Source organism: Pseudomonas sp. GL_093, from assembly GCF_057837605.1.
Genome location: NZ_CM174448.1, coordinates 2088485 through 2106809 on the forward strand (window position 1 = coordinate 2088485; position 18325 = coordinate 2106809).

An 18325-nucleotide genomic window follows, 5' to 3' on the forward strand; every position below is an offset into this window, starting at 1 on the left:
GACTTCAAGGAAACCCTTTCATGACCGAAGCCATCCGTTACGAAAAAGGTCAGGACCAGATCGTCGTCCTGACCATCGACATGCCGGGCCAGAGCGCCAACACCATGAACGCGGTCTACCGCGAAGCCATGGCCGCGTGTGTTGCCAGACTCGTTGCCGACAAAGACACCATTGCTGGCGTGATCATCACCTCGGCCAAGAAAACCTTCTTCGCCGGCGGCGACCTCAACGAACTGATCAAGGTCGGCAAGCCTGAAGCCAAAGCCTTCTATGACATGGTGCTGACGCTCAAAGGGCAGCTGCGCACCCTGGAAACCCTCGGTAAACCGGTGGTCGCCGCGATCAACGGCGCCGCGTTGGGCGGCGGTTGGGAAATCTGCCTGGCGTGCCATCATCGAGTGGCGCTGGACGATTCTTCGGTGCAACTCGGCTTGCCGGAAGTGACCCTCGGCCTGCTGCCGGGCGGCGGCGGGGTGGTTCGCATGGTGCGGATGCTCGGTATTGAAAAGGCTTTGCCCTATCTGCTCGAAGGCAAAAAAGTCCGGCCGCAGCAGGCGTTGCGGGCAGGTTTGATTGATGAGTTGGCGGCGGATCGTGATGACCTGCTGGCCAAGGCGCGCGCCTGGATTATCGCCCATCCTTCAGCTGTGCAGCGCTGGGACGTGAAGGGTTACCAGATTCCCGGTGGTACGCCGTCGAACCCGAAAGTCGCGCAAATGCTGGCCATCACGCCGTCGATCCTGCGCAGCAAAACCCAGGGCTGCCTGCCCGCGCCAGAGAAAATCCTCTGCGCTGTGGTAGAAGGTGCTCAGGTGGATTTCGACACTGCGCACCTGATCGAAACCCGTTACTTCACCGAATTGACCACCGGCCAGGTGTCGAAAAACCTGATCGGCACGTTCTGGTTCCAGCTCAACGAAATCAATGCCGGCAGCTCGCGGCCCCAGGGCTTTGCGCCCTACGTGACGCGTCGTGTGGGCGTACTGGGCGCAGGCATGATGGGCGCTGGAATCGCCTTTGTCAGCGCGTCGGCCGGCATCGACGTGGTGCTCAAGGACGTCAACCTTGCGGCCGCGCAGAAGGGCAAGGCTCATTCGGCGGCGCTGCTGGACAAGAAGGTTGCGCGTGGCCAATTGAGTGCCGATCAGCGCGATGCAACGCTGGCGCGAATTCACCCCACTGAAAGCGATGCCAATCTGGCCGGTTGTGATCTGATCATTGAAGCGGTGTTTGAAGATCGCGATCTGAAAGCCAAGGTCTCTTCGGCGGCGCAAAAAGTCGTTGGCCCGGACGCGGTGATTGCTTCCAACACGTCGACCTTGCCAATCAGCGGCCTGGCTGCTGCCGTGCCGGATCAGAGCAAATTCATCGGTCTACATTTCTTCAGTCCCGTGGAGAAAATGCCCCTGGTGGAAATCATCAAAGGCGTCCACACCAGCGACGAAACCCTGGCTCGCGGGTTCGATTTCGTCCTGCAAATCAAGAAAACCCCGATTGTGGTCAATGACAGTCGCGGCTTCTTCACCTCGCGGGTGTTCGGCACGTTCACCAACGAAGGCATCGCCATGCTGGGCGAAGGCGTGAGCGCGCCGATGATCGAGACGGAAGCGCGCAAGGCCGGCATGCCGATCGGCCCTCTGGCGATCTCCGACGAAGTTTCCCTCAGCCTGATGAGCCATATCCGCCAGCAAACCGCCAAAGACCTGCAAGCAGAAGGGAAACCGCTGATTGAGCACCCGGCGTTCGCCGTGATTGACTTACTGCTCTACGAATACAAGCGTCCGGGCAAGGCTGCGGGTGGTGGTTTCTACGATTATCCGGCCCGTGGGCAGAAGCATCTGTGGCCAGAGCTGAAAAGTCGTTTCGAGAAGGCTGACGGGCAGATTTCGCCGAAGGACGTACGTGATCGGCTGCTGTTCGTGCAAGCCATCGAAACCGTGCGCTGTGTGGAGGAGGGGGTGTTGACCTCGACGGCGGACGCCAACGTCGGCTCGATCTTCGGCATCGGCTTCGCCGCCTGGACCGGCGGCGCGCTGCAGTTCATCAACCAGTACGGCGTGAAAGATTTCGTCGCCCGCGCCCAGTACCTGGCAGAGCAGTATGGCGAGCGATTCGCACCGCCTGCGCTATTGCTGGAGAAAGCGGCTAAAGGGGAGGCGTTCTAGGGGACGGATGACGCATTCCGGGGCTTGCCTTGCCACTGTGTTTCAAGGCAGGCTCAGGGGTGTGCATTATTCCCATCAAGTGTCAGGTATTTTTTATGTCGTTACGCATCTGCATTCTGGAAACCGACATCCTGCGTCCGGAACTGGTCGATCAATATCAGGGTTACGGGCAGATGTTCCAGCGTCTGTTTTCGCAGCAACCCATCGCTGCCGAGTTCACCGTGTACAACGTGATGCAGGGCGAATATCCCAGCGATGAGCTGAAGTTCGACGCCTATCTGGTCACCGGCAGCAAGGCCGACTCCTTCGGCACCGACCCTTGGATTGAAACCCTCAGGGCTTACCTGCTGACCCGCTACAAGCGTGGCGACAAATTGCTGGGCGTGTGCTTCGGCCATCAACTGTTGGCGCTGCTGCTGGGTGGCAAGAGCGAACGTGCGACCCAAGGCTGGGGCGTCGGCACCCACAAGTACAAACTCGCCGCCAAGGCGCCGTGGATGAGCCCGGTGAGGGAAGAGCTGACCTTGTTGATCAGCCATCAGGACCAGGTCACCGCGCTCCCGGAAAACGCCACGGTCATTGCTTCCAGCGATTTCTGCCCGTTCGCCGCGTACCACATCAACGATCAGGTGCTGTGCTTCCAGGGGCATCCGGAATTCATTCACGATTACTCGCGCGCGTTGCTGGATATTCGTCAGGAAGCGCTGGGTGAGCAGATTTATTCGAAAGGTATGGCGAGCCTTGAGCACGAGCATCACGGCACTACCGTTGCGGAGTGGATGATGCGGTTTGTGGCGCACAAGCCTGAATCTATTTCAAGCTAAAAGCATCGCGAGCAGGCTCGCTCCCACATTAGAACGCGATCTAATGTGGGAGCGACGGTGCGACGATTCGACCTGCTCGCGAATTTCATATACGACTCGGTATTGTTTATAACCAACCTGATTTTTTGAAGCTCGCCCACAGACTCACACACCCCACCGCAATGACCCCCAACACCCCGAAATAACCGTAATGCCAACTCAACTCCGGCATGTCCTGAAAGTTCATCCCGTATATCCCGGCCACCGCCGTCGGGAACGCCAGAATCGCCGCCCACGCCGCGAACTTGCGCTGCACCACGCTTTGGCGTGACGCCTCCAGCAACACCCCAACCTCAATGGTCTGGCTGGCAATGTCCGCCAGGGTCGTCAGGTCTTCCATCTGCCGTGTCACATGGATCTGCACGTCGCGAAAATACGGGCGCATGTTCTTGTCGATAAACGGGAAACTCAGCTTCTGCAATTCCTCACCGATCTCCACCATCGGCGCCGCAAACCGGCGCAAGCGCAGTACATCGCGGCGCAGGCTGTGGAGTTTTTGAATGTCGCGCTCGTTCAGGGAGCTACACATGACGCTGCTTTCCAACTCATCGATCTCGGCATGGATCGCTTCACCCATGGGCTGGTAGTTTTCAATCACGAAATCGAGGATGGCATAGAGTACGAAATCTTCCCCGTGCTCCAGCAACAGCGGACGCGCCTCACAACGCTGTCGGACATGGGCGTAGGACGCCGAGTGACCATTGCGTGCGGTAATGATGTAGCCCTTGCCGGCAAAGATATGAGTCTCGATGAACTCCAGTTTTCCTTCATTCCGGATCGGCGAATACGTGACGATGAACAGCGCGTCGCCGAAGGTTTCCAGTTTCGGTCGACTGTGTTTTTCCAGGGCGTCTTCAATGGCCAGTTCGTGCAGGTTGAACTGGCGTTGCAGATTGAACAACTCCTGGGCGTTCGGTTCTTCGAGGCCGATCCAGACAAAGTGGCCGGGCTTTGCCGCCCAGGCAGCGCCTTCGTCGAGGGTGATATTGGTGACTTTCTTACCAGCGCTATAAACCGCAGCAGCAACAACTCTACCCATGATAGTGATTCACTTCTTATTGGCAGCTTTCTATTAGCAAAGATGGCAGTGGCAGGCAGTCACCAGCTTAGCCCTGTCTACTGCTTGAGAGTCAGTGAAATCTGCGGAGTTCGTCGGCAAAAACTCGCAGGCAAAAGAAAACCCGCACAAGGCGGGTTTCTTTTACGCGGCTTGCAGTTGCCGATCCATCGAAGCGATGCACTCGCGCATCTGCTCGCGGCACTGGGCAATCAGCAGCGGCATGTCATCCAGGCTCAATCCAGCCGTAGGAATCGCCGGTAACGAGCGGATCAGAATCTTCCCACTGCGCCAGCGGTTCAATCGCATGTGTTTAACGTAACTGCTGACACACACCGGAACAATTGGCACGCCGGCGGCAATGGCCATTTGAAAGGCACCTTTCTTGAACGGCAGCAACTCTTCGCCCAGGTTGCGCGTGCCTTCCGGGAAGACCCAGATCGACGTGTCTTCATTCTGCAGCGTGTGGGTAGTGGTCAGCATCGACTGGCGCGCTTTCTGCGCATTGCCGCGATCGATCAGCACATTGCCCGCTAGCCAGAACAACTGACCAAACAGCGGCACCCACTTCAGACTCTTTTTGCCGATACACACGGTGCGGCGGGGCACCACGTTGCCGAACACAAACAGATCGTAGTTGGACTGGTGGTTGGCGATGATCACGCAGCTGTCGGGTTTATCCATCAGCGGTCCGACGTCGGCCTTCACCCGCAGACGCAAAATGCACATCGCCGGCCATGCATAAAGACGCGCGCACAATCGGCTGTTGTCCGGATTGAACGGTCGGCACAGGCCGAGAATCACCCCAAGCACACCGGCCAGAATAAAGTGTAGGCCCATCAATAACATACGAAACACAAACAGCATTTACAGGCCCCACCGGGACAAAAGGTGGCGCAGTGTACGGATGTGCACTGTTTTCGGCAATTGCCGCTATAGAGGTGGGAGATAGGCGATGTTTGAGCGCATGTTTCCGACTTGTGGGTCAGATGCGATCTAGAGCGGTTGTAGGCTTTTCAACGGAGCACGTAAGAAAAAGCCCGACGCGACGGTCGGGCTTTTCGGTGTCGCACGTTTGGGTTTAAACCAAAAAATCCTGATCCTCGATGATCGCGTTGTCCAGCCTCTCCAGCAGCGCCTTGCGCACTTTGAGCTTGGTGTTCTTGTGAGCGATCATGTTGATCTTCTTCAACTGACGAGCCGCCGCCAGCGCCGCGCCTTGCAGCTCTTCGGCCGACACCACCAGGTCGAAGAACCCGGCATCCACGGCACTTTGTGGATTAAACATCTCAGCGTTGATCACCGAACGGTGGAACGCCGACTTGCGCAGACGATCACGGGCCAGCTCGATACCGGCGTGGTGCATGGTCATGCCGATCTGCACTTCGTTCAAACCAATGGTGAACGGGCCGTCGACACCAATGCGGTAATCCACCGACAACAGCAGGAACGCGCCCTTGGCCACTGCATGCCCAGGGCATGCCACGATCACCGGGAACGGGTGCGCCAACAGACGACGGGCCAGGGTCGAACCGGCAGTCACCAGCGCCACGGCTTCTTTAGGGCCGGAGGTCATCACCTTCAAGTCATAACCGCCCGACAGCATCCCGGGCGTACCGGTAATGATCACCACCGCACGATCAGTCACCGCCTGATCCAGCGCGGCGTTAAACGCAGCAATCACGTCCGGAGAGATGGCATTGACCTTGCCATTGCTCAAGGTCAGGGTCGCGATACCGTCTTCGAGATGGTAGGAAATCAACTCACTCATGACGCTATTCCTTTCAATAAAGTAGGGCAGACGTTACCCACCGCCGCAGGCCAGGTAAAGCGCCGTGACTGACCGCTCAGTCACCCTTTCCCCGCCCGGCAAGCGTCGCCCGCCACACCCGCCGCGCATTCCCCTCTATATAGAAGCGGGCGCGAAGCCGGAGATTGGCGGGTTTGCCATGGCCCGGAACCTGCTCGAACGACTAAAACGCTAAGCGCATGAAAATTCTGCAAAAAAAGTTTGCCATCGGAAAAGCTTTCGACTACATTAGCGCGCCTCGACAGACAGAACTTGTTTGAAGAGATACGGTGAAGTGTCCGAGTGGCTTAAGGAGCACGCCTGGAAAGTGTGTATACAAGAAATTGTATCGAGAGTTCGAATCTCTCCTTCACCGCCAAATTCGATGTAACCAAAACCCCTGATTTCGAAAGAAGTCAGGGGTTTTGTGGTTTCTGGCGTCTGGATTTTGTGGATGGCAATGTTATTGATCCACGCTCATCGGCGAAGGCGCTTCCGAAATTCATGTAGGACGGGTGATAGGCATGTGGGAAGTAATGCTGGAAAGCCAGGTAGCTGGGTGCTTTCATAGGTTTCGGCACCTGACTTGAGCCGTTTCGTGAGGGGTATTCGCTATGCGCCTTTAGGGGGCAAAATGAATCAACGGCAAGGCACATGACGCGGCCTATTATCTGGAAGGACGAACGCACGTTATGCAGGAATTCACCATGAAACAGGCCGAACTGGAAAAGGTTCACGTGGAGATCGTCAAGCTGATGGCTGAGCAGCGCAAACTGAACGCCGAGGCCGGGAAGATGACCCGTGAAACTTTTTGGTATCCGGTGGCTGTGGCGACTGGGTTGATTGGCACGGTGGCCACTGTCACCGCAACTGTCACCGCAGTGTTGGTCAAGCTGCTCTAACCTGTTGGACTGCCCAAAACCCCTCGAATGGAATCGACACTATGTCTCACCCTCGCGCCGCTTCCCGCCGCATCGCTATTTCCCTCTCCGCCGTGTTGATAAGTACCGTCCCCTTATTCGCCACCGCATCTACAACCAAGACTTTCCCCGATGCCATAGCCAGCGACCCCGCAAAACTAGGCTGGATGGTCGGCTCGCCACCCCCTGCAGATCGCACCGTGCGTTTCGAAGATGGCAGCTATTTCCAGTTCCCGGCGATGCGCTGGAGTGTTTCGAACTTCCGTCAACTGATGCCAACGATCAACGTTTCACGGGGGCTCGGTGCGCCGGTTCCATTGGTACCTGCGCTACGCAAAGACATCGATGCGATCAGCTTCGTCCCGCTGGGCGCGAAGGCTCCGATGACCTGGGATCAATCCCTCGCGGCCACCTACACCGACGGGATTGTGGTGATGCATCGCGGGAAAGTTGTCTACGAGCGTTATTTTGGCGTGCTGAAGCCTGAAGGCCAGCACGCGGCAATGTCGGTGACCAAGTCTGTGGTCGGCACATTGGGAGCGATGTTGGTGGCAGAAGGGCGAATCGATGCGAACAAGCACGTCGCCGAATACGTCCCCGAACTGGCGGCTTCGGCGTTTGGCAGCGCCACGGTGCGTCAGGTCCTCGATATGACGACCGGCCTCAAGTACAGCGAGGACTACGCCGACCCAAACGCCGAGGTCTGGGCTCATGCAAAAGCTGGCAGCCCTCTGCCCAAGCCAAAGGACTACAGCGGTCCGCGAAGTTACTACGAGTTTTTGCAGACGGTTCAACCGCAAGGCGAACACGGCAGCGCGTTTGGCTACAAGACCGTCAATACCGATGTACTGGGCTGGATCATCGCTCGAGCGACCGGTCGCAACGTCGCACAGTTGTTGTCGGAGCGGATCTGGAGCCGTTTGGGGGCTGAGCAGGACGCCTATTTCACGGTGGATTCCATTGGCACCCCGTTTGCCGGCGGCGGCTTGAACACCGGTTTGCGTGACCTGGCACGATTTGGCGAGATGTTGCGTAATGACGGTCAGTTCAACGGTCAGCAAATCGTGCCCCAAGCGGTGGTCGACGACATACGTCGCGGCGGTGACAAGCAGGCATTCGCCCAGGCGGGGTACGATTTGTTGAAGGGGTGGAGTTACCGTTCGATGTGGTGGGTGACCAACAAAGAGGGCGGAGCCTTCATGGCGCGAGGGGTCCATGGGCAACGCATTTATGTCGACCCGAAGGCCGAGATGGTGATTGTTCGCTACGCCTCCCATCCGGTCGCCAGTAACTCGGCTAATGATCCGGTCACCTTGCCTGCGTTTGATGCGTTGGCTCAGCATCTGTCCAGGTTGCCTTGAGTAATTACCCCTCGGACCATGAAGAAGGAAATTTAATGATCACCACCACAACCCACACCATCGAAGGCCGACAAATCACCGCTTATCTGGACATCGTCAGTGCCGAGTCGGTGCAGGGTGTCAACGTGATCCGCGATATGTTCGCCGGGATGCGGGATTTTTTCGGTGGGCGCTCTCAGACATTGGAGCGGGCGTTGAAGGAGGCACGGATTCAGGCAACCGACGAGTTGAAGGAGCGTGCGCAGGCACTTCAGGCTGATGCGGTGGTGGGGCTTGATTATGAGATCAGCATGCCAGCCGGGAAGGGCGGGATGGTGGTGGTGTTCGTGACCGGGACGGCGGTCAAGTTGAGGTGATTGAGTCACGAGGCCGTTCGTCGGGGACGCAATAATCCGAACTACAAGTCCGGTAATGACTGACTAGTCTCAAAAGCGTTGAAGGTCGACATTTTTCAGGCAAATAGGGCTTGCCGGTGTCGACCCTTTTTTGAGAGGGGAAAGGTATGGCTGATTCGTATATCGAAGACGACGGATCTGAGTTTCCGATCAACAATTGCGTGCAGTGTGGTCAAGCAGAGTATATGCCGGGCTTTGGTGAAAACCGGGTTCAGGTCGCCAAATTGAAATCCAAGGTGCCCCGATCCGAAAAGGCGAATTTCTTGCCCAAGAGGATGCCGTCTTCCAGGAAGTAACCGTCAACTGGACAGCCCCCCCGCCATTGAGCGGGGTTTTCATTTTCACAAGGTCGGTTGTTGGGATTTGGACTACAGATACACAGCCCGTTGTTAGCGAATTCTTTCACAAACTTTTCACACCCGCCTACGTAGGCTCAACTCATCCGTTAGAAAGCAGTACCTGGCCCGTTCCCCAGCGGGCTTTTTTTTGCCTGTCATAAAACCTTTTCTAAAAACGCTGTCCAACCGTCGCCTATTGCGAGGTTGTACCCGTGCGTGTCTGGACTTTTTCTCCTCTAAAGCATTCAATCTCGCCCCTTTCGGTTACCCCCTTTTTTTGAGGTTCTTGTCATGCGTTTAACACTGCCTGCTTTGGTTCTGGGGCTTTTGGTTGCTCAAGGTGCGATGGCTGCGGGTGATGGCACTGCCGCCATCGGTGGTGGTTTGGGTGGCGCGCTGGGTAATGTGGTCGGCCAGAGCATGGGCGGCAGCACCGGTGCAGCGATTGGTGCTGGTGTAGCGGGCGCGGCCGGCAGTGCTGTTGCCGCACGCAAAGGCAGCCGCACTAAAGCCGCCATTGGTGGTGGTGTCGGCGCGGCCGGCGGTTCGATCATCGGCAACAGCCTGGGCGGCAGGACCGGTTCCACCATCGGCGCAGGCTTGGGCGGCGCATTGGGCGGCGGCGTGGGCAGCAACCTGGCCAAAGGTCACAAGCGTCACTGATCCTGATCGATCAGCTCAAAAAGCCCGGCTTGATGCCGGGCTTTTTGTATCTGGATATTTCTTCTTCGCGCTCTTCGAACTTACAGCTGTCCAACGATCAGCGCTGGCGTGATGAAAAAGCTAGACTGACGCCATCCGTAACGCCTTCTCTTACCCCCGATACGGAATTTAGAGGTACATATCATGCGTTTGACATTGTCCACGTTGGTTCTGGGACTTTTGGTCGCTCAAGGTGCAATGGCCGCCGGTGACGGCACCGCTGCAGTTGGCGGTGGTATTGGCGGTGCGCTAGGTAACGTGGTCGGCCGGCAAATGGGCGGCAGCACGGGTGCCGCGATTGGCGCCGGTGTAGGCGGCGCGGCAGGTAGCGCGGTCGGCGCGAACAAAGGCAGTCGCACAGAAGCGGCTATTGGTGGTGGTCTGGGGTCGGCCGGTGGCTCGGTGATCGGCAATAGCCTCGGTGGTTCTACCGGTTCGACCATTGGCGCAGGCCTGGGCGGCGCGGCGGGTGGGGCGGTAGGCAACAACTTGGGTAACGATAGCGGCAGTTCGCACTCCGGTAGCGGCCACAATCACAAGCATAAAAACAAGCACAGAAACAAACATCACTGATTCGTCATTGAGTCACAGCAGAAACCCGGCCCAGCGCCGGGTTTTTCGTTTGTGCGCCAGGCATGGCGCGTTGCGCGTAAGCGCAACCAGCTTGGCTGTGGTAGCCACGCTGGTGACTTGGAGGTGAAAGTCCTCTACACCCCCGGCAAGGGGAAGTGTTAGCCAGAGGCAAGGGTGTCGCGGGCGACTGCGAATCTGAAGGAAGCCCGAGGCAAAATGCTGGCCTGACGAACAGGAAGCGGATTAGGCGGCGCAGCGGGGTAAGGGGGCAAACTTCCTCAAAGCCCAATACTTGCACGGAACGCTGCGACGTAGATCCGACAGGCATAAGCAGGAAGGTCGCGCGAATTACCCTGGGAGATCTGTGCGTTTGCCACTGTGCTACCGAGCGTCGAGAGGCGACGGGATGAGCGTGCAGAAGTCAGCCGAGGCCGTAGTAAGTGACGAATAACTCTGTCACCAAGGGCCGAACAGGTTATGCCGCCAGTAGGCGTCAGAGTCTCGTCGAATGTCGAAAAAGCAGAAATTTCTCCGCAAGAGAACTGTGACCCCAAGCCCCGGACAGAATCCGCGGGTGACGGCTGGCAGTGCGCAGGCATTGGCGGCGTCTGTGACGTGGACGAACGCGGAGCCGGACACGCTGATGGCGCGGGTGCTTGCACCCGCCAACCTCAGACGTGCGTATCAGCGCGTGGTCAGCAACAAGGGCGCACCGGGTGCCGATGGCATGACGGTCGACGACTTGGCGGACTACGTGAAACAGTATTGGCCGACCCTCAAGGCTCGGTTGTTGGCCGGTGAATATCACCCGCAAGGTGTACGCGCCGTCGACATTCCCAAACCCAAAGGTGGAACCCGTCAGTTGGGCATTCCCAACGTCGTGGATCGCCTGATCCAACAAGCTCTGCTGCAACAGCTCACGCCGCTCTTCGATCCGCTGTTCTCGGACTACAGCTACGGCTTCCGTCCGGGGAGAAGCGCTCACCAAGCCCTCGAAACCGCTCGCGACCATGTGGCAGCGGGTCACCGCTGGTGTGTGGAACTCGATCTCGAGAAGTTCTTTGATCGGGTCAATCACGATGTCCTGATGGCTTGCGTGGCGCGTCAAATCGAAGACAAGCGGGTGCTCAGACTGATCCGTCGCTATCTCGAAGCGGGAACGATGTCAGGCGGACTCGTCAGCCGACGGCAAGAAGGGACGCCGCAAGGCGGCCCGCTCTCGCCGTTGCTGTCGAATATCCTGCTCAACGAACTCGACCGCGAACTGGAGCGGCGGGGTCATCGCTTCGTGCGCTATGCCGACGACGCGAATATTTATGTGCGCAGTCGTCGCGCGGGTGAACGAGTGATGGTCAGTGTTGAGCGTTTCCTGACCCAGCGTCTGAAACTGACGCTCAACCGGGAAAAGAGCCGTGTGGTACGGCCTTGGGTCTGTGATTATCTGGGTTATGGGATGAGCTGGCATCAACAGCCGAGGCTAAGAGTGGCGGCGATGAGCCTGGGGCGCTTGCGCGACCGAGTCAGAGACCTGCTGCGCGGAGCGCGGGGTTGCAAGATGGCAACCGTCATCGTGCGATTAAACCCCGTGCTGCGGGGTTGGGCAGGCTATTTCAAGCTAAGTCAGAGCAAGCGGCCACTTGAGGAGTTGGATGGCTGGGTGCGTCGTAAGCTGCGCTGTGCCGTATGGCGTCAATGGAAACGGCCCTCAACAAGGGCTCGGAACTTGATACGTCTGGGGCTCAGCAGGCACCGCGCCTGCATATCCGCGTTCAACGGTCGTGGTCCATGGTGGAGCTCAGGAGCTGCACATTTGAATCACGCGCTACCGAAGAAGCTGTGGGATCGGCTTGGACTGGTCTCAATACTGGATACGATAACTCGGCTTAATCGCATAACTTGAACCGCCGTATACGGATCCGTACGTACGGTGGTGTGAGAGGACGGCGGCTGTGAAGCCGCCTCCTACTCGATCTGGTAGTAGGACTCTGGAACGTTTGGTCGTGCGACGCCTCGAACTTCATACACCCCAGAACGTTGTGAGGCATGCCATGACTCCTGAAACCGAAGGCAAAGAAGAAAAAGGCCCGAGCGGGCTTCCGTTCATTAACGATCCTGGTAACGAAGACCCAGGCTCTTTGATGGATGACGCAACGGTGCCGCTCAATGATTCCGATGATGCGGGCGATGTCGGAAATATCGAGTTCGAAGACGAGGAAGAGGAAGAGGATGAGGACGAAGATTGACCCTGCTGTGCGACGGACTCGACCGATCGTCTCTCTGATCGAACGCAATGCAGGGCGCAATCCTCGAAACTTCAGGGCCTGCTTTTCAGGCCCCAAGAGAGGTGCCTTATGAACGCTGATCCGAAAGACTCCGACATCGACGATACCCCCGAATATCCGCTGCCTTCACCGACCGATTCCTTGAGTCGTGATCAACGTCCGCCTGATGACGACACGGCTGTAGAGCAATTGCCGACTGATGAAGTGAAGCGTGGGGATGTGGAAGCGCACCCTGACGACCCGGATATTGCCGGTGAAGACGGCTCAAACGAACCGAGCTGAAAACATGCGCTGTGGCGCAGCGCCACTCGTCAACTGCGCGGCACCTTTAAAAAGCGATGAGTGGGAGCGGTTCTGGGAGTGGGTCTGGAGGATCCGGTAGTTCTGGGCTGAATTTGAATGGTGGTAGCTCGGGAGGAGGGACGGGAAGTGCTAGTGGCGGAACACGTGGTTCGGGGGGGGTAGGCTAATTGTTATTTAAAGATAAAAGCCCAGCAACATGCTGGGCTTTGGTGGAATACGTGAGCGGCCGGCACACAAAAAGTTTGACAGTCCGGTTATCGATCTTTGTTTATCAGATTTTGAGCAGCGATTATTTCTTCGATAAGTAATCGAATCGAACCGGCCTTTGAAAGCGCAAGTGGTGTGTCCCAGTCATAGTTCTTGATAACTCTAATCTGAAAAGAACCGCTGATATCGAACGACGGATACCAGCCTACATCTAGCAAATGTGTATCGTGATACTCCACTTGCAGCATGTCCTCTTTCAGAAAGTCGATCTGATTTGAGAGATCGGTATTTCTCAATGCGGAAAGCTCATCGTAAGTGATTTTCCCCGTTATGAATGTTAGGTCCATCACTTCATTAGCCTCCTAAATTCGGTCTCTGAGATCGGATGTCCATGGATCGTTCTGGCGCTTAGCTCGATGCGTATCCATCGACTGGGCTTTCCTTCGCTGGCACCAATGTCAGTCTCGTATTCTTTGACTTTCCAAGATTTTCCGTTGGTAGTAGGAGAGCCGGTTTTGTAAGCGTCTCGCTCCATGATTTCAACATCGATGCCTTGCTTGTATTTGGCGGGCCCCGACTTGGTGGAGTTTATCGTTTCCTTCCAAGTCATATTTTTTGATGGGTTGTGTTTGTAACCGTGTGGTGTCCAGTCGACGATTTCCGGAAATGGAAGATTTGGATTCCCCTCATCAACCTTCGCCGTCCCCGCCGGATCCTCATCCCCAAACGCCGGCCGCTTACACCCATCCCCACCCGGGCACTCACTCAACCCCAGCGGATCAACCCACCCTGTCGGGTTCCGCGTGTACTGATACCCGTTTAACCCACCCGCCAACTTGCTCGGATCCGGCGTCAAATACCGTCCAACATCCGGATTGTAGTAGCGATGCCGGTTGTAATGCAGGCCCGTTTCCGCATCGAAATACTGCCCCTGAAACCTCAACGGCTGATCAAGCACCTGATGGGTGTCGCGGTTGAGGCGAGTCAGGCGGCCATAGGCTGTGTATCGGGCGGCCCAGATGATGTCGCCGCTGTAGTCGGTGAGTTCTTGCGGTGTGCCGAGGTGGTCAAGTTGGTAGTAGAACGGGCAGGCCAGGTGTGGGCCTTTGCCGTCGAGCATGGCCAGCGGGCGGAAGCTGCCCGGTTCGTAGAGGTAGCTGCGGTAGTGCTCGCAGCTGCTTTCGGCGACGAGGTGGTCGCCCTGCCAGAAGAACTCGGTGGTTTTGCCGTCGACGGTTTTGCTGATGCGGCGGCCGAAGGCGTCGTAGCGGTAGGTCGCCTGGCTGCCGTTGGGCAGGGTGGCGCCGATCAGCCGATGTTGGCAGTCGTAGCGGTACTCGGTGACCAGTTTTTGCCCGGTGCCGCGGCGTTCGCGGATCAGGTTGCCAAAGGCGTCGTAGTCATAGTGGCGATCGCCTTGCATCAGCAGGCGATTGCCTTTGACGGTGGTCGGGCCAGGACGATCCTGCATCAACAGGTTGCCCGCCGGGTCGTGGGCGAAGCTTTCCGGTTGTTGATCACGGGAGTGTCGGACGCGGATCAGGCGGTCGAGTGGATCGTATTGGTAGCTGCGTTGGCCGTGACGGGTGTCGGCAATGTAGTCGAGGTTGCCGTTTGCGCTGTAGGCATAGTCGCGGCGATACAGCGGTTGGAGGTGTTGGCTGACAGCGTGGGCTTTCAGACGGCCCTGGTCGTCATACTGATAATCGCTGAGCAACAGGCCTTGTTGGCGGTTTAGTTCGCGACCGGCGAAGAAGGTATGCGACGTCAATCGGCTGCCGTTGAGGTCGATGGCCGTCAGCGCACCGCCCTTGGCATGGTGGTAGTCGAGTTTGCTGTTGTCCGGCAGGCGCAGGCGATTGAGTTGGCCGCAGGCGTCGTAGCCATAGCGCAAGGTGCCCCAGCCTTGGTGTTCGGTGATCAGGCGGTCCTGCTGGTCGTACTCAAATTCCAGCGGGTGATCGTGGCCGTCGTCGACACCGACCAACCGGCCGAGGCTGTCGTAGCGGTATTCAACCTTGATGCCGTCGGGCAGGGTTTTGACCAGTAGACGTCCGGCCGAATCCCGCTGATAAGCCGTCACCCGCGGCGAACCGTCCTCGCCGAACTCGGTTTTCTCCAGCAACTGGCCGTTGAGGTCGTAGGCGTACGCCGTGCGTTGGCCGTCGAATCCGGTTTCCTGTCGGATCAAACCATTGGGCGTGTAGTCCAGCTGATATTTTTCGCCGGACTCGTTTTCGATCTCGGTGAGCAACAACTGGGCGTTGTCGTAGCGGTACTTCAGCTGGGTGCCGTCGGAATTGAGGCGGCGGCTGACCAGGTGCAAATCGTCGATGTATTCGTAGCGGGTGACGCGGCCCAGTTCATCGCGTTCGGCGGTGATCTTGCCGTAGGCGTTGTAGCTGAACGCGCGGCTGACGCCTGTGGGAAGCGTCGTCTGGATCAGTCGTCCAACGGCATCCCATTGGTACTGGGTAACGGCACCGTGTTCGTCCTGGCGGGTAATCTGCCGCCCCAGCGCGTCGTAGGAAAACCGCCGCACACCACCATCCGGCAGCGTTTCCTCAACCAACTGCCCCAAGCCATTCCAGACGAAGACATGCCGACTGTTGTCCGGATAGCGGATCGACAGCAGCTGCCCTTTTTCGTCGTAGTGATAGTGGCTGACATGACCGTCGGGGTCGGTCGCTTCGGTGATGTCGCCTTGCGCATTGCGCTGATATTTCCAGACGGCTTTACCGCGGTACCGTGCGTGCAGGAAACCGTAGCGATACTCGTAGGTCGTCGGTTCGTCTTCCGGCGGAATCAGCGCGATAAGCCGTCCGACTTCGTCATAACGGTATTCGGTGACGGCGCCGAGCGGATCCTGCTCGGCAAGCAACCGCCCCTGGTCGTCGTAGGCCTTGAGGTGTTCGCCACCATCCAGCTCGACCTTGCGCACCAGTCGCGCCCTGTCGTCATGGACGTAAACCTCTTCGCTACCGTCGGCGTTTTTAACCAGCACACTGCCGTTGTCATCCCAGACGTAACGCGTGTCCATCTGCGAAAAAGTCGCCCAATGCCGCACGCACCGGGCCGCTTTGCCGGCACGCTCCCACTCCCAGTAGAAACTCGCCCCACCGGCCAACTGCCGCTGCAGAATCACGTGCTGATCGTCGTAGTCGTAGCGTTCGCTTTCACCGGCGGCATTGGTCGCTTCGATCAAGCGATGACGAGCGTCATAGCGGTAGGCAACCAGCGTCTGCTCGGTACGCCAGGTGTCTTCCAGGGTCTCGGCCGGATGAAAACGCTGATACTCGACGGCGACGATGTGCCGGCGCTCATAGCGCAACAGAAGGGAACGGCCTGCGCCGTTATTGAGGCGTTTGATCCTGTCAGAAGTGTCCCGCTGCACTGTCAGTCGATTGCCATAGGCATCGCTGATGGCCGTCAGACGTCCTGCACGAAAGTGGAAAAACCGCGCTTTTTCGCCAGCCAGGGCGAGGATCAGTTCTTCCGGCTCGTCACCTAGATAAATAGCCGCCCGCGACAGGCTGTTGTGAATCGTCGGGCGCTCGATATTCGGTAGTGGAAAAGTCGTACGACGGTTTTCGTGGTCGATCCAGATGACGGTGTCGCCATCGATTTCCAGGTGATGAGCGAGGGAGTGACTCCAGCCGAATCCGAGCCCGCAATCGATCTCCACCGCACTGGTGCGATAGAGCCGGGTGAAGTCGAACGGCAAAATCCCGTCCAGTGAACCGTCGGTCAGCGTGAGCAGTTCCTCGCCGGTGACCATCGATACCGGACAGCCATTGGTACAGGTCAACGGTCCGCAATCGGCGCTGTCACCGTTGGGGTTTTTCGCTTGATCCGGGGCATCGTCGCGATGTTCCAGCCTGCCAATCCTGGTCATGGCTTCAGACTTGTCGCGAGCAATGGCCACCGGCTTCTTCACCAACAAAATCGGCGCAGCTCCCGCGGTGATTTGCAACGACACGGCAGGCGCGGGATTGATCGGTGCATTCCGGGCATTGACCATCAGCGGTTTGAGCGCGCCAGCGTGGGCTGTCAGGTCGGACTTGGCGGTGAGCTCAGCCAATCGCAAACTGGCGGCCGCCAGCCATTGCCGGGTCTGCGGGGACTTGATCCTGGACAGCACCTTCTCACTCAGACGCAATTCCAGTCCTGCAGGACTGGTGAGGCACATAAGCAGGAAACTGATCAATATCTCCGTACGAATTTCCGCCACGACTTCGGCGATGTACTGCGGCGGCAGCATCCTCAGCCAACTGGTGAACGCCGCGAGATGAATGAACATCAACGGCTCGTCGCTCAACATCAGCAACACCTTGGCGATGGACTCCGCCGAGGCGTTCAGCAGCGTTTCAATTTCGGATTGGGTCAGGTATTCAAGGAGTTTTTCGCTGTTGGCCTGCAGGTCCGCGATCAGGGCGTAAATCTGTTTTACGTCATCCCACAAACCGTTCAGCGAGTTCTCGAAGCCGCGCCAGTCGGCCTGTTGCAACATGCCGTAGCGCTTGATGAAATCGGCCTGGGAGAACCCGGCCCACGCTGGCTCAAACTCGGTCGTCCATTCGTTGCGCAACCAACCTTCCAGCTCGCCGATGACGCCCTGATAGGAGGCGTAAAGTGCTTTGACGTGATCAGCAGATACATCGGGAAAGAAGGTGATGCGAAAACGTTGGCCGCGCTGGCAATCGGGGATTTCCAGGATGCCGCTGGGGCCGATCTCGTCGTAGATCGGCTCGCCAAACGTCTGCTCACCCGTCACCTCGGAAATTAACGGTTCAAGCATCACCGGCGTATTGCCGATTGGCACGAAACGCGCCGCCTCAAACATATGCACCAGGGTCAACGGACCGCTGGCCGGGCACGCGGCGACAGTCGCACTGACAGGCGTGGTCGAATGCTTTGGCGCGCTTAGTCGGACTTCGTTGCCGACCTTGAACACTTGCTCGACATCCAGGGCCTTGCCGGTCCAGAAGCTTTCCGCCCAGGCGTCGTAGTCGTTCAGGCACAGTCGAAAATCACCCAGCAGCGCTTCGACATCCGGGTGCTCAGGGTCCATGGCGGCGACCACCAGCAGCCCGATGGTGTTGTTCAAGGCCAGGAGGTTGTCAGGTATGAACATTCGCAGTCCCTCGCGCGGATCAATTCAGAGCGCGAGACTTTGCGGGGGATCGGCGGGGAAAGAAGTCGGGAAAGTAAGTGTTTGGTGTAGGGGAAATCGCTAAATGACGAACAGCACTTCGGCGCAGGTTTTAGTACCGCTCAGGCATTGCCCGTTGCCCTATGCCCGCCGCGCTCGCTATGCTGCTGAATCCTTTAATCGATCGCGGACCCGGCCGTACCTGAGCCGCCTCTGGG

General features: G+C 57.9%; 14 protein-coding genes, 1 tRNA gene and 1 pseudogene. 11 read left to right on the forward strand and 5 right to left on the reverse strand.

Features of this window, described 5'->3' with window-relative positions; all coding sequences use genetic code 11:
- Positions 1–20 precede the first annotated feature (20 nt).
- Both AC3IUE_RS09465 and AC3IUE_RS09470 read left to right on the forward strand, forming a co-directional pair.
- Positions 21–2165, forward strand: coding sequence for a 3-hydroxyacyl-CoA dehydrogenase NAD-binding domain-containing protein (locus tag AC3IUE_RS09465; protein ID WP_489266946.1), 2145 nt, complete (start codon positions 21–23; stop codon positions 2163–2165).
- A 95-nt stretch (positions 2166–2260) separates the two neighbouring features.
- Positions 2261–2989 (forward strand): amidotransferase, encoded by a 729-nt coding sequence (locus tag AC3IUE_RS09470; protein WP_489266948.1) that lies wholly within the window; start codon positions 2261–2263, stop codon positions 2987–2989.
- Between the two features lie 106 nt (positions 2990–3095).
- Here the strand turns inward: AC3IUE_RS09470 and AC3IUE_RS09475 are convergent, their stop codons facing one another.
- The 3 genes from AC3IUE_RS09475 to AC3IUE_RS09485 all read right to left on the reverse strand — a co-directional run bounded on the left by AC3IUE_RS09475 (position 3096) and on the right by AC3IUE_RS09485 (position 5856).
- Positions 3096–4067 carry a magnesium and cobalt transport protein CorA gene (locus tag AC3IUE_RS09475; protein ID WP_056744163.1) on the reverse strand — a complete coding sequence of 324 codons (972 nt, stop codon included), beginning with the start codon at positions 4065–4067 and terminating at the stop codon, positions 3096–3098.
- Between the two features lie 162 nt (positions 4068–4229).
- Positions 4230–4952: a 1-acylglycerol-3-phosphate O-acyltransferase gene (locus AC3IUE_RS09480; RefSeq protein ID WP_056744165.1), complete on the reverse strand. Its 723-nt coding sequence runs from the start codon at positions 4950–4952 to the stop codon at positions 4230–4232.
- Positions 4953–5166: 214 nt separating this feature from the next.
- Positions 5167–5856 carry a crotonase/enoyl-CoA hydratase family protein gene (locus AC3IUE_RS09485; protein WP_056744167.1) on the reverse strand — a complete coding sequence of 230 codons (690 nt, stop codon included), beginning with the start codon at positions 5854–5856 and terminating at the stop codon, positions 5167–5169.
- Between the two features lie 307 nt (positions 5857–6163).
- On the opposite strand from AC3IUE_RS09485, the gene AC3IUE_RS09490 reads away from it, so the two are divergent.
- From AC3IUE_RS09490 to AC3IUE_RS09530, 9 genes and pseudogenes are all read left to right on the forward strand, one after another.
- A tRNA-Ser gene (locus tag AC3IUE_RS09490) sits at positions 6164–6253 on the forward strand.
- 328 nt (positions 6254–6581) lie between these two features.
- Complete coding sequence (locus AC3IUE_RS09495) at positions 6582–6776, forward strand: hypothetical protein (protein ID WP_082555884.1); 195 nt, start codon at positions 6582–6584, stop codon at positions 6774–6776.
- 41 nt (positions 6777–6817) lie between these two features.
- Positions 6818–8155, forward strand: a complete 1338-nt coding sequence (locus AC3IUE_RS09500; RefSeq protein ID WP_489266952.1) for a serine hydrolase domain-containing protein — start codon at positions 6818–6820, stop codon at positions 8153–8155.
- Between the two features lie 35 nt (positions 8156–8190).
- A complete protein-coding gene (locus AC3IUE_RS09505; RefSeq protein WP_056744173.1) occupies positions 8191–8511 on the forward strand; it encodes a YbjQ family protein in 321 nt (106 codons plus the stop codon).
- Between the two features lie 668 nt (positions 8512–9179).
- A complete protein-coding gene (locus AC3IUE_RS09510) occupies positions 9180–9551 on the forward strand; it encodes a hypothetical protein (RefSeq protein WP_033055724.1) in 372 nt (123 codons plus the stop codon).
- A 183-nt stretch (positions 9552–9734) separates the two neighbouring features.
- The gene (locus AC3IUE_RS09515; protein WP_056744176.1) at positions 9735–10163 is read left to right on the forward strand and encodes a glycine zipper domain-containing protein; all 429 of its coding nucleotides are present in this window, start codon (positions 9735–9737) and stop codon (positions 10161–10163) included.
- Between the two features lie 477 nt (positions 10164–10640).
- Positions 10641–12063, forward strand: a pseudogene (gene ltrA, locus AC3IUE_RS09520) (group II intron reverse transcriptase/maturase).
- Positions 12064–12211: 148 nt separating this feature from the next.
- On the forward strand, positions 12212–12406 hold the full coding sequence (locus tag AC3IUE_RS09525; protein WP_489266955.1) for a hypothetical protein: 195 nt from the start codon (positions 12212–12214) through the stop codon (positions 12404–12406).
- A gap of 108 nt (positions 12407–12514) precedes the next feature.
- A complete protein-coding gene (locus tag AC3IUE_RS09530; RefSeq protein WP_489266957.1) occupies positions 12515–12727 on the forward strand; it encodes a hypothetical protein in 213 nt (70 codons plus the stop codon).
- A 275-nt stretch (positions 12728–13002) separates the two neighbouring features.
- Here the strand turns inward: AC3IUE_RS09530 and AC3IUE_RS09535 are convergent, their stop codons facing one another.
- Positions 13003–13302: a hypothetical protein gene (locus AC3IUE_RS09535; protein WP_046047920.1), complete on the reverse strand. Its 300-nt coding sequence runs from the start codon at positions 13300–13302 to the stop codon at positions 13003–13005.
- Entirely contained in the window at positions 13302–18089 is a 4788-nt protein-coding gene (locus AC3IUE_RS09540; protein ID WP_489266959.1) for an RHS repeat-associated core domain-containing protein, read from the reverse strand. The genes AC3IUE_RS09535 and AC3IUE_RS09540 overlap by 1 nt, the downstream gene beginning before the upstream one ends.
- Positions 18090–18325: the final 236 nt, after the last annotated feature.

Coding starts and splice junctions, on each gene's coding strand:
- AC3IUE_RS09465 (WP_489266946.1), top strand. CDS start 21: ATGACCGAAGCCATCCGTTACGAAAAAGGTCAGGACCAGATCGTCGTC.
- AC3IUE_RS09470 (WP_489266948.1), top strand. CDS start 2,261: ATGTCGTTACGCATCTGCATTCTGGAAACCGACATCCTGCGTCCGGAA.
- AC3IUE_RS09475 (WP_056744163.1), bottom strand. CDS start 4,067: ATGGGTAGAGTTGTTGCTGCTGCGGTTTATAGCGCTGGTAAGAAAGTC.
- AC3IUE_RS09480 (WP_056744165.1), bottom strand. CDS start 4,952: ATGCTGTTTGTGTTTCGTATGTTATTGATGGGCCTACACTTTATTCTG.
- AC3IUE_RS09485 (WP_056744167.1), bottom strand. CDS start 5,856: ATGAGTGAGTTGATTTCCTACCATCTCGAAGACGGTATCGCGACCCTG.
- AC3IUE_RS09495 (WP_082555884.1), top strand. CDS start 6,582: ATGAAACAGGCCGAACTGGAAAAGGTTCACGTGGAGATCGTCAAGCTG.
- AC3IUE_RS09500 (WP_489266952.1), top strand. CDS start 6,818: ATGTCTCACCCTCGCGCCGCTTCCCGCCGCATCGCTATTTCCCTCTCC.
- AC3IUE_RS09505 (WP_056744173.1), top strand. CDS start 8,191: ATGATCACCACCACAACCCACACCATCGAAGGCCGACAAATCACCGCT.
- AC3IUE_RS09510 (WP_033055724.1), top strand. CDS start 9,180: ATGCGTTTAACACTGCCTGCTTTGGTTCTGGGGCTTTTGGTTGCTCAA.
- AC3IUE_RS09515 (WP_056744176.1), top strand. CDS start 9,735: ATGCGTTTGACATTGTCCACGTTGGTTCTGGGACTTTTGGTCGCTCAA.
- AC3IUE_RS09525 (WP_489266955.1), top strand. CDS start 12,212: ATGACTCCTGAAACCGAAGGCAAAGAAGAAAAAGGCCCGAGCGGGCTT.
- AC3IUE_RS09530 (WP_489266957.1), top strand. CDS start 12,515: ATGAACGCTGATCCGAAAGACTCCGACATCGACGATACCCCCGAATAT.
- AC3IUE_RS09535 (WP_046047920.1), bottom strand. CDS start 13,302: ATGGACCTAACATTCATAACGGGGAAAATCACTTACGATGAGCTTTCC.
- AC3IUE_RS09540 (WP_489266959.1), bottom strand. CDS start 18,089: ATGTTCATACCTGACAACCTCCTGGCCTTGAACAACACCATCGGGCTG.